The sequence below is a fragment of the Streptococcus infantis genome, assembly GCF_047460405.1.
GTDB classification, from domain to species: Bacteria; Bacillota; Bacilli; order Lactobacillales; family Streptococcaceae; genus Streptococcus; species Streptococcus infantis_Q.
Genome location: NZ_JASHGH010000055.1, coordinates 1 through 544 on the forward strand (window position 1 = coordinate 1; position 544 = coordinate 544).

General features: G+C 33.5%; 1 protein-coding gene. It reads right to left on the reverse strand.

Annotation, left to right across the window (positions count from 1 at the left end):
- Positions 1-31 precede the first annotated feature (31 nt).
- Positions 32-544, reverse strand: a 513-nt coding sequence (locus tag QM928_RS10010; protein WP_414295156.1) for a CadD family cadmium resistance transporter, incomplete at its 5' end; no start/stop codon positions are given.

Genomic DNA, 544 nt, shown 5'->3' on the forward strand with positions numbered 1-544 from the left:
CAGATACTATCTTTTTTCATAATTTTTTCTCCTAGCCGAACACAGTCCTTAGCATGTCAAAGCTGTTGTTTTCAATCAGAATATACATCCCCAATCCTAAATAAACAATGGCAATAAACCATCTGCTATATTTTTCCAAAGTTTCTCCAACAGAAGGGACTTGTGCCAATTTTTGGGCAGAAAAAACCAAGAGATAAATCATGACTAGAAAGGTAAGTAAAGCCACTATCAAATTCGCTAAATTTAAGGTAATAAAATATGGGACAAAAACACCAATATTGTCAGCACCACAACTTGCAAAAGTAATCATAGCGACTAGAAAAACCAGGTTTTTATTATCTTTGCGCAAACCATCTTTTGCAATAGCTTCTCCATCAGAATCTCCTAAAAGCAAAACTTTGAGTCCTAGGAAAATTGGAATCAAACCGAGCAAACCTAAAATCTCTTTACTAGGAATATAATTTAAGACAAATGCAAAAAGTAAACTTAGCAATATTAGACTAACAGAGCCTAGAAATTGTCCTAAATAGATGTTAATGATGTC